This is a genomic window from Streptomyces sp. NP-1717 (assembly GCF_022695985.1).
Classification (GTDB): Bacteria; Actinomycetota; Actinomycetes; order Streptomycetales; family Streptomycetaceae; genus Streptomyces.
On sequence record NZ_JAAPBF010000022.1, the window covers coordinates 51,929 to 61,500 of the forward strand.

The window sequence follows — 9,572 nt, forward strand, 5'->3', positions numbered from 1 at the left end:
GGGAGTCCCGTGTACCCACACGTCGGGGTTGACGCCTCGGGCCTGGCTACGCTGCGCGCATCGGTCATCGACCGCTTGCGCGGCTTCGTCCCCACCGCGTACGCCGTCCCCGCCCACGCCGCCGCGGCCCCTGCCGTGAGCGGCCCGATTGGTCCTTGCTATGCCCTGGCGAACGGCGGTGCGGCGGTCGGCAGACGGGGAAGCCGGCACAGCAGCACCACCGCCGCCTCCACCCCCGTCCGCCGGCCCACGGCGGACAGTGACAGCGCCCGCATGATGGAGCTGGTCGAGCGCGCCCAGGCCGGCGAGGCCGAAGCGTTCGGCAGGCTGTACGACCAGTACAGCGACACCGTCTACCGCTACATCTACTACCGCGTGGGCGGCAAGGCGACGGCGGAGGACCTCACCAGTGAGACCTTCCTGCGCGCCCTGCGGCGTATCTCCACGTTCACCTGGCAGGGCCGCGACTTCGGCGCCTGGCTGGTCACGATCGCTCGGAATCTGGTCGCCGATCACTTCAAGTCGAGCCGTTTCCGGCTGGAAGTGACCACGGGCGAAATGCTCGACGCCAACGAGGTGGAGCGCAGCCCGGAGGACTCCGTCCTGGAGTCCCTCTCGAACGCCGCGCTGCTCGAAGCCGTACGGAAACTCAACCCCCAGCAGCAGGAGTGCGTGACCCTGCGCTTCCTGCAAGGGCTCTCGGTCGCCGAGACGGCCCGCGTGATGGGGAAGAACGAAGGAGCGATCAAGACCTTGCAGTACCGGGCCGTGCGCACGCTGGCGCGGCTGCTCCCGGAGGACGCCCGCTGAAGGGCGGCCGGCGCACCGTTCAACTCACCGTCGGTGACGCCCCGATGACGCACTGGTCCGATCATCTTTCGCGCGTAACCCAAGTGCCGCGACGCTCGTTGTGCGGGATGCAGGCTCCCTGTGGATGCGCTCAAGGCGTGCAACCTTCCGAACGGTCAGGGGAGTCGATCGTCATGACGAGAGGAGGTGCCGCCAGTGATCGCGAATGTCTCGGCACACCGGCGGGCGAACGCCTTCGCCCAGGCCCTGGAAGACCGGACGCCCGACGGCGCTGCGGTGGAACAGCCCGCCACGCCGGCCGAACCTACTGAGCAGGGGCGGCTGTTGGCCGTGGCGAACGGCCTCGGCGAGCTACCGAGACCCAAGCTGGACCCCGAGGTCAAAGTGGTGCAACGAGCACAGCTCGTGGCAGCCATGGAGGCCATGCTGCTGGAGGGCACCGCGGGCGGAGCGACGTCCACGGGCCCTACGGTGCCCGAGCAACGGCGGACATCGGGGAGGGGAGCCCACCGGGCGTCCCCACTCCGGAAGTTCCGCCCCAGATCCCGCTGGTCGAAGGGGCTCGCGGCCGGAGGACTCACCGTCGGCGTCGCCGCCGGTGCCTTCGGCGGAGTGGCCGCTGCCAGTTCCGACGCCCTGCCCGGTGATTCGCTGTACGGACTGAAGCGCGGCATGGAGGACTTCAAGCTCGGTATGGCCGACGAGGACGCCGACCGAGGCAGTCTCTACCTCGACCACGCCTCGACCCGGCTGAACGAAGCCCGCCGACTGCTGGAGCGTGGCCGCTCCGGCGCGCTGGACCATGAATCGCTCGGCGAGATCCGCCGCGCGCTCAACGGCATGAAGCACGACGCCACCGAGGGCCACCGGCTGCTGAACCGGGCGTACGAGAAGGACGGCAAGATCAAGTCGATCGCGACGCTCTCCTCGTTCTCCGAATCGCACCGCGCGATCTGGAACGGCCTGCGGGACCGGCTGCCACCGCAGCTGAGCGACGTGGGAAGCCAGGTCAACTCGGTGTTCGACGCCATAGACGAGGACGTCGCCCCGTTGCAGGCGCTGCTGCCGCGCAGCCCGGACGGAGACGGCCGCTCCCAGGCACCCGGCGGCCCCACCGCGGGCTCCGGCGACTCCGGCGGTACGGACGCGACCCCGTCGCCGTCGAAGTCGGCCTCCGACGAGAGTGGTACGGACAGTGGGGGCAAGCCGAGCCCCTCGACTCCGGGAACCCCGGAGAACGACGGGCTGCTGCCCGACGCGCCCGGCGATCTGCTCAATCCGCCGTCCGGCAGCGGTCAGCCGTCGGCGCCCGGCGAGGGCGGTGTCCCGCCCGGCCCGGACGTCACGATCCCGCCGCTGCTGCCCGACCTGCTGCCGGGCCTCGGCATCGACACGGAAACCGCAGACTGACACCGTCCGGCACGGACTAACACCGCCTGACGAAGCACAGCACGTGAAGGAGGCGAGGGCCAGTGGCCCTCGCCTCCTTCACGTGGCGCCGCGCCTCGGTCAGAAGAAGACCGACCGGCGCTGCACCAGCAGCTTGTAGAGCGTGTGCTGGATCTGCTCCCGTACCTGATCGGTCAGGTTGAACATCAGCATCGGATCCTCGGCCGCCTCCGGCGGATAGCCGTCCGTGGGGATCGGCTCGCCGAACTGGATCGTCCACTTCGTCGGCAGCGGCAGCGCGCCCAGCGGTCCGAGCCACGGGAACGTCGGCGTGATCGGGAAGTACGGGAATCCCAGCAGCCGCGCCAGCGTCTTGGAGTTGCCGATCATCGGGTAGATCTCCTCCGCCCCGACGATCGAGCACGGCACGATCGGCACACCGTGCCGCAGAGCCGTGGAGACGAAGCCGCCCCGGCCGAAGCGCTGCAACTTGTAGCGCTCGCCGAAGGGCTTGCCGAGTCCCTTGAAGCCTTCCGGCATCACGCCCACGATCTCGCCGCGCTGGAGCAGCCGCTCCGCGTCCTCGGCACACGCCAGGGTGTGACCGGCCTTGCGCGCCAGCTCGTTGACGACCGGCAGCATGAACACCAGGTCGGCGGCGAGCAGCCGCAGATGGCGGCCGGCGGGGTGGTTGTCGTGGACGGCGACCTGCATCATCAGCCCGTCGAGCGGCAGGGTGCCGGAGTGGTTGGACACCACCAGGGCACCGCCGTCAGAGGGGATGTTCTCGATGCCCTTCACCTCGACGCGGAAATAGTTCGCGTAGAGCGGGCGGATCAACGACATCAGGACCTGGTCGGTGAGTTCCTTGTCGTACCCGAACTCGTCGACCTCGTAGTCACCGGTGACCCGGCGCCGCAGGAAGGCGAATCCCTCGGCGAGCCGCCGGTCCCAGTCGCCGCCGCCGGAATCGGCCGGGGCCTCGGCCCCGGCGGGGTCTTCGGACCCGGGGTCTTCGGGCCCGGGTGCGGTGGCGTGCGGCTCGGCCGGTTCGGGCGTCGGCGTGTCGTCGGGCATGTTGTCCTCGACCCCGTCGGCCTGCTCGGGCACGGACGAGAGGGAGTGCGGGCCGGACGCCGCCGCGGCCCCGGACCCCGAGCCCGAACCCGAAGCCGATTCCGTAGCGGATCCCGACGAGGACGGGGACGAGAGACCGCGCCCCCGTGCGCGCTTCGCGGCGGCACCCTTCGCCGCGCGACGGGACCGGGGCTCTTCGCCGAAGGGGATGACCTTGGCATCGGCCATTTCAGATGCGCTCCTTGCTGACGAGGGTGGCGAACCGGTCGACCGCGTCGGCGACAGCCTCCGGCGGCAACAGCCCGGCACCCCGGCTACGTGCGAAGTCCGTGAAGGCCTCCGCCGTCGTGTACGAGGGTACGAACCCCAGTGTCTCGCGCATCTGGTCCGTGCTGACGACCCTGCCGTGGGTCAGCAGCCGGATCTGCTCCGGCGAGAAGTCCGTCACACCGAGCGTGCGCAGCGCGGAGCCGACCCACGTCACGGCCGGCAGCAGCACCGGCACCGTCGGCCTGCCGAGCCGCCGGGAGCACTGAGAGAGCAAGAGCACGCCGTCACCGGCGATGTTGAAGGTCCCGCTGTTGAGCGTGCCCCGCCGGGGCTCGTGCAGGGCGATCCGCAGGACGTCGATGACGTCGTCCTCGTGCACGAACTGGAGCCGCGGGTCGTAGCCAAAGACCGTCGGCAGCACGGGCAGCGACAGATACTCGGCGAGCGGTGAGTCCGCCGCGGGCCCGAGGATGTTCGCGAAGCGCAGTACGCACACGGCGACGTCCGGGCGCCGGCGCGCGAACCCTCGTACGTACCCCTCGACCTCCACCGCGTCCTTGGCGAAGCCGCCGCTGGGCAGCGACTTGGGCGGGGTGGTCTCGGTGAAGACGGCGGGGTCGCGAGGCGCGGAGCCGTACACGCTGGTGCTGGACTTGACGACCAGGCGCTCGACGGTGGGCGACTTCTGGCAGGCACCGAGGAGCTGCATGGTGCCGATGACGTTGGTCTCCTTGACGGCCGTCCGGCCGCCGGCGCCGAGCGGCGTGCCCGTCACGTCCATGTGCACCACGGTGTCGACGGAGTGCTCGGCCAGGACGCGCGCTATGGCGGGCTGGCGGATGTCCGCCCGGACGAAATCGGCACCGCCGAGACTGTGCTCGGGGGTGACGGCGTCCACACCGATGACCCGGTCCACCTCGGAATCGCGCAGGATTCGCCGTACGAGACGGCTGCCGAGCTGGCGGGCCACTCCGGTCACAAGCACGACCTTGCCCAAGATCAGCGCCTTCCCCTGAATTTGATGTCTGGCCCAAGCACATTGCTTGCCTCAGCCGTCACCGTAGCGGGTCGCCGTAGCCACATGACGGCCTCGCGGCGCTCTTCTCCGCACCTTCGCGAATCTTTGACCCGAACTGACCCCAGCGGCACCAAAACGCACCGCGGCCCTCCCACCTGCATGGTGGAAGGGCCGTGATGTCACGTACAGCGGTCGCTCACTTCTTGTTACGACGCTGAACGCGGGTGCGCTTGAGCAGCTTGCGGTGCTTCTTCTTGGCCATCCGCTTGCGCCGCTTCTTGATAACAGAGCCCACGACTACCCTCGCTCACTTCTCTTCACTCGGTGCGGGGCGTCTGGGCCCACACGACCTACGTTGGCCCAGCCTACCCGTCGCCGAGTGAGGGACGTAATCCGAGGGAAATCTCAGGCGGATTCGACCCCCACGAAAGACTCGCGGAGATACTCGTGAACCGCTTGCTCCGGAACCCGGAAAGACCTGCCCACCCGGATCGCCGGCAGATGACCGCTGTGCACCAATCGGTACACGGTCATCTTCGACACTCGCATCACCGAGGCAACTTCCGCCACGGTAAGGAACTTGACCTCGTTGAGAGGCCTCTCGCTGCCAGCAGTCATGATCCACCTGTACCTTCCGCACCCGACGCCCACCGGCTTCCCCTCCGGTGACTCTTCGTCGTTGTGCGCTCACTCCCCAGACTAGGGGCGGGTGATACGAGTGGGGAAGAGGAGCAGCACATGGTCTCCTACTGTGACAGACGCGCTCGATTGAGTACATAGCGAGTCAACGGGCGGTAGTAGTCGGACCGCACACCATCGTCAACCGGAACCACGACGGAGACGCGCCCCTCCGCCTCACCCACGAACAGCGCGGGGTCGTCGGTGTCCGCGAGACCGACGGCCTCAATGCCCAACTGACCTGCTCCGCAGACCCATCCGTGGTCCCCGACGACCAACTCGGGAAGCGGCCCGCCGGCCTCGGCCACGCTGTCCAGCACAACCCGAACGGGGAGGGGGGAATGGCTGTGTGCGCCGGTCTCACTCCCGGCGTGCGACGCTTCGGATTCCCGCACCAACGCGACTCGTCGTACGTAGTCGAGACTGTGCGTACGTACGCCGAACCGGGTCGTTATGTCGATACATCGCCCCTTCGCAGGGGTGAGGACGAGACATCCCGCCGCCGACAAAGCGTCTGCGAGACCCGCGTAGAACGCGATCAGCCGGTGCGGATGCCCGGTCCCGAACAGGACGGGAGCCCGCCGTCCGGCCGCGTTTCCGAGGCGCGCGGCAAAGGCGTCGAGGCTGCTCAACGTCCGCTCGGGATCGATGACATCACCACCGGAGACATGCGCCGGGTCCCCGGAGACCCCGCACCGGTCGGCCATGAGCCGCAGCAAGTCGCTCTCGCGCCAGACCCGTTCGGGGGTGAGCCCCAGCGTGGCACGGGGATCGCGGGCGGCGAAGAGCCGGTAGCTGCGCAGATTCTGCTCCCGCGTGGTGGCGACGGGGCCGGCCAGCCGGGCGGCCAGCAGATGGGCCCGTAGGGCTCCGGTACTCAGCACAGCCCCGATGCTCCCGCACGATCCCCCGACCGGCACCAAAACCCCCACTCCACCCCACAGTTGGCGTAACACCCCAGCCAACCTGAGCCCGTCCGGCGATTGAGGACACCCCCAAGGGCCGGCGCCCAACAAGACCGCCCACCCCAAGAAGCCCGACCGGCGTTCGAGGACATGACCGGGCCCACCACTCAAGCCCGTCCGGCGATTGAGGACCCGCTCAAGGGCCGGCGCCCGACAAGACCGCCCGCCCCAGGAAGCCCGTCCGGCGATTGAGGACGAACCGCCCACCGGGCGGCCCCGGGACAACCGCCCCCGCCCAACGACCTACGCCAGCAACCCCCGCAAAGGAAACACCGCCCGGCGAGTCGCCAGAATCGCCTGGTCCAGCCGATCCGCAGGGTCATACCCCGCATCCCACGCCTGCCAGTTCGGCGTACGCCCATCCGTCATCCGCCGCGGCGCGGACTCCCGCGTACGGGCGTACACCTCCTCCCGCCACTCCTCCGGAATCGCCGACTCCGGATCGATGGGCGCGTGCGCCGCGATCGACACCAGATGCGTCCACGAGCGCGGCACGACGTCCACGACCGAGTACCCCCCACCCCCCAGCGCGACCCAGCGCCCGCCGTCGACGTACTCGTGCGCCAGCTCGTGGCACGACGCCTGTACCGCGCGCTGCGCGTCCAGCGACACCGCGAGATGCGCCAGCGGATCCTCGAAATGCGTATCCGCCCCGTGCTGCGTCACCAGCGCCTGCGGCCGGAAGTCCGCCAGCAGCTCCGGGACGACGGAGTGGAACGCCCGCAGCCACCCCTCGTCACCCGTCCCGGCAGGCAGCGGCAGATTGACCGCGCTGCCCTCCCCCGCGCCCTCGCCCGTCTCCTCCGGCCAGCCGGTCTGCGGGAAGAGCGTGCGGGGATGCTCGTGCAGCGAGATCGTCAGCACGCGCGGATCGTCCCAGAACGCCGCCTGGACGCCGTCCCCGTGATGCACGTCCACGTCCACATACGCGACACGCTCCGCGCCCAGCTCCAGGAGCCGCGCGATCGCGAGCGACGCGTCGTTGTAGATGCAGAAGCCCGACGCCGAGCCGGGCATCGCGTGATGCAGACCGCCGGCGAAGTTCACGGCGTGCCGTGCCGTGCCGCGCCACACGGCCTCGGCGGCGCCGACCGACTGCCCGGCGATCAGCGCGGACGCCTCGTGCATCCCGGCGAAGGCCGGATCGTCGACGGTCCCGATGCCGTACGAACCGTCGGCGGACCTCGGGTCGGCCGAACAGCGCCGTACGGCGTCGATGTACGCCTCGTGGTGGACGAGTCTCAGCGTGGAGGCCCCGGCGGACGGGGCGGACACCACGTCCACCTCCCGGTCCAGCCCGTACGCGCGCACCAGCTCCCTCGTCAGTGCCAGGCGTACCGGGTCCATCGGGTGGCTGGACCCGAAGTCGTAGCCCGTTACGGCGTCATCCCACATCAGCTGTGCGCGACCGGTCATGTCCGCCACCGTATCGGGCGGTCCCGTCGGCGAACGAGCGGGCGTACACCAGCGTCACAAGGATCATGACCATCGGAACGAGCATCGCGCCGCGGTAGCTCCACACGTCACCGAGCGCGCCGACGAGCGGCGAGCCGATCAGGAAGCCCACGTAGTTGAAGATGTTCAGCCGGGCGACGGCCGCGTCGCTGGCCTCGGGAAACATCCGCCCGGCGGCCGCGAAGCACTGGGGCACGAGGACGCAGAGACCGAACCCGAGCATGGTGAACCCCAGGATTCCCACCCACGCTCCGGGCGCCAGCGCGACCACCGCGAAGCCCGCGGCGGCGAGGAGCGACCCGAACCGTACGACCGCGACGGGCCCGAAGCGGCGCACCCCGAAGTCTCCGGCGGCGCGGCCGAGGAGTGTGGTGACCATGTACGCGTTGTACGGGACGGTGGCGACCTCGTCTGAGCTGCCCAGCACGTCCTGGAGGTACTTCGCGCTCCAGTTGGAGACGGTGGAGTCGCCGATGTAGGCGAAGGTCATGACGAGACAGAGCGGCAGCAGGGCCTTGAAGGCGACGCTCTTCCCTGGGGTGGCGGTCGCGGGCTCGCCCGGTATTCGGGTCGCCGGTTTCGTATCCGTGTCCGCGCCCGTGTACCAGCGGCTCCCGACGAGCGCGGCCGGCAACAGCACGACGACGACCGGCAGATACGACAGGAGCAACGACAGATCCCAGTGCGCGCCGGCCCATGCGAGGGAGGCCCCCGCGATGCCCCCGAGGCTGTACGTGGCGTGGAAGCCGAGCATGATGCTGCGCCCGTACGCCCGCTGCAGGCGCACTCCCAGCATGTTCATCGACGCGTCGAGCGCCCCGACCGACAGCCCGAACGCACTGAGCGACGCGATCAGTTGCCATACCTGGTCGCCGGCGGCGACCCCGAGGAGAGCGAGCAGCACGAGCGGCTGGGACCACCTGAGTACGGTTCGGGGCCGTACGCGCGCGACGATCCCCTCGGTGAGGACGCTGCCGACGCCGGCGAGAATCGGCACGGCCGCGAGGAACGCCGGAAGCAGGGCGTCGGATATCCCGTACCGGTCCTGGATGGCTGGAATGCGCGTCACGAGGAGGGCGAAGGCCACCCCCTGCACGAAGAAGCTCAGCGCCAGGGACACCCGTCCGTGTCTCAACCGCACGTCTGTGTTGACCGGCTTGGCTGTCATGGCCGGACAGCGTATGACTCCGCGCTACCCAGGGGTAGATCGATCAGCGAAGGAGTTCCGGAAGCCCGGCCATGGAGGAGAAGTACGCGGTGGCGCCCGGCAGCTGTGCGGCGGGGGTCATCGCGGTGAACGCGTACACATCCATCCCGGCCGCCCGCGCCGCGGCCACCCCGAGCGGGCTGTCCTCGACGACGACGCACCGCGCGGGAGAGACACCCATCCGCTCGGCCGCGTGCAGGAAGAGATCGGGCGCCGGCTTTCCGCGTCCGACGTCCTGCGCGCTGAAGACGATCCCCGGCTCGAACCACCGGTCCAGCCCGGTCTTACGGTGTCCCACCCGGATCCGCTCATGGCTCCCGGACGACGCGACGCAGTACGGCCGGCCGTCGGCGGCCAGCTTCTCCAGGACTTCGACGACCCCTTCCACCGGTTTCAGCTCCCGCTCGAACGCGGCGAACACGCGGCTGTGCAGAGTGTCGTCGAAGTCGTCGGGCAGCAGCTGCCCGGTTCTCTCCTTTACGAGGTCGTGCACCCGGTGCACTGCGGAGCCCATGTAGTCGCGGAGCGAATCCTCGTACGTGGTGGGGTGACCGAGTTCGGTGAGATAGCCGGCGAGGATGGTGTTGGAAAGCGGCTCGCTGTCGACGAGGACCCCGTCGTTGTCGAAGATGATCAGTTCATAGCTCATGTGCCGACTGTAGGCGGCCCCTGAACGCAGAAATGCCTCAGCCCCCGAACATGA

Annotated in this window: 10 protein-coding genes; 2 read left to right on the forward strand and 8 right to left on the reverse strand. The window is 69.5% G+C overall.

The genetic code is table 11. The annotated features are described in order from the left end of the window. The first annotated feature begins 9 nt into the window (after positions 1-9). Both GXP76_RS07580 and GXP76_RS07585 read left to right on the forward strand, forming a co-directional pair. Positions 10-810, forward strand: a complete 801-nt coding sequence (locus GXP76_RS07580; RefSeq protein ID WP_242570655.1) for an ECF subfamily RNA polymerase sigma factor, BldN family — start codon at positions 10-12, stop codon at positions 808-810. A gap of 195 nt (positions 811-1,005) precedes the next feature. Then, the gene (locus tag GXP76_RS07585) at positions 1,006-2,220 is read left to right on the forward strand and encodes a DUF5667 domain-containing protein (protein ID WP_242570656.1); all 1,215 of its coding nucleotides are present in this window, start codon (positions 1,006-1,008) and stop codon (positions 2,218-2,220) included. A 99-nt stretch (positions 2,221-2,319) separates the two neighbouring features. Here GXP76_RS07585 and GXP76_RS07590 read toward each other — a convergent pair whose 3' ends face one another. The 8 genes from GXP76_RS07590 to GXP76_RS07625 form a co-directional block, all read right to left on the reverse strand. Then, a complete protein-coding gene (locus GXP76_RS07590) occupies positions 2,320-3,504 on the reverse strand; it encodes a lysophospholipid acyltransferase family protein (RefSeq protein ID WP_242570657.1) in 1,185 nt (394 codons plus the stop codon). A 1-nt stretch (position 3,505) separates the two neighbouring features. Then, positions 3,506-4,543 carry an NAD-dependent epimerase/dehydratase family protein gene (locus GXP76_RS07595; protein WP_242570658.1) on the reverse strand — a complete coding sequence of 346 codons (1,038 nt, stop codon included), beginning with the start codon at positions 4,541-4,543 and terminating at the stop codon, positions 3,506-3,508. Positions 4,544-4,760: 217 nt separating this feature from the next. Then, the gene (locus tag GXP76_RS07600) at positions 4,761-4,859 is read right to left on the reverse strand and encodes a 30S ribosomal protein bS22 (protein ID WP_003948845.1); all 99 of its coding nucleotides are present in this window, start codon (positions 4,857-4,859) and stop codon (positions 4,761-4,763) included. A gap of 110 nt (positions 4,860-4,969) precedes the next feature. Further along, positions 4,970-5,182: a helix-turn-helix domain-containing protein gene (locus GXP76_RS07605; RefSeq protein ID WP_159100305.1), complete on the reverse strand. Its 213-nt coding sequence runs from the start codon at positions 5,180-5,182 to the stop codon at positions 4,970-4,972. 128 nt (positions 5,183-5,310) lie between these two features. Then, positions 5,311-6,126: a phosphatase gene (locus GXP76_RS07610; protein WP_242570659.1), complete on the reverse strand. Its 816-nt coding sequence runs from the start codon at positions 6,124-6,126 to the stop codon at positions 5,311-5,313. A 324-nt stretch (positions 6,127-6,450) separates the two neighbouring features. Then, entirely contained in the window at positions 6,451-7,623 is a 1,173-nt protein-coding gene (locus GXP76_RS07615) for an acetoin utilization protein AcuC (RefSeq protein WP_242570660.1), read from the reverse strand. Then, positions 7,592-8,830, reverse strand: a complete 1,239-nt coding sequence (locus GXP76_RS07620) for an MFS transporter (protein ID WP_242570661.1) — start codon at positions 8,828-8,830, stop codon at positions 7,592-7,594. Before GXP76_RS07620 ends, GXP76_RS07615 begins: the two co-directional genes overlap by 32 nt. Before the next feature lie 43 nt (positions 8,831-8,873). Then, positions 8,874-9,518, reverse strand: a complete 645-nt coding sequence (locus GXP76_RS07625; RefSeq protein WP_242570662.1) for an HAD family phosphatase — start codon at positions 9,516-9,518, stop codon at positions 8,874-8,876. Between the last annotated feature and the right edge of the window lie 54 nt (positions 9,519-9,572).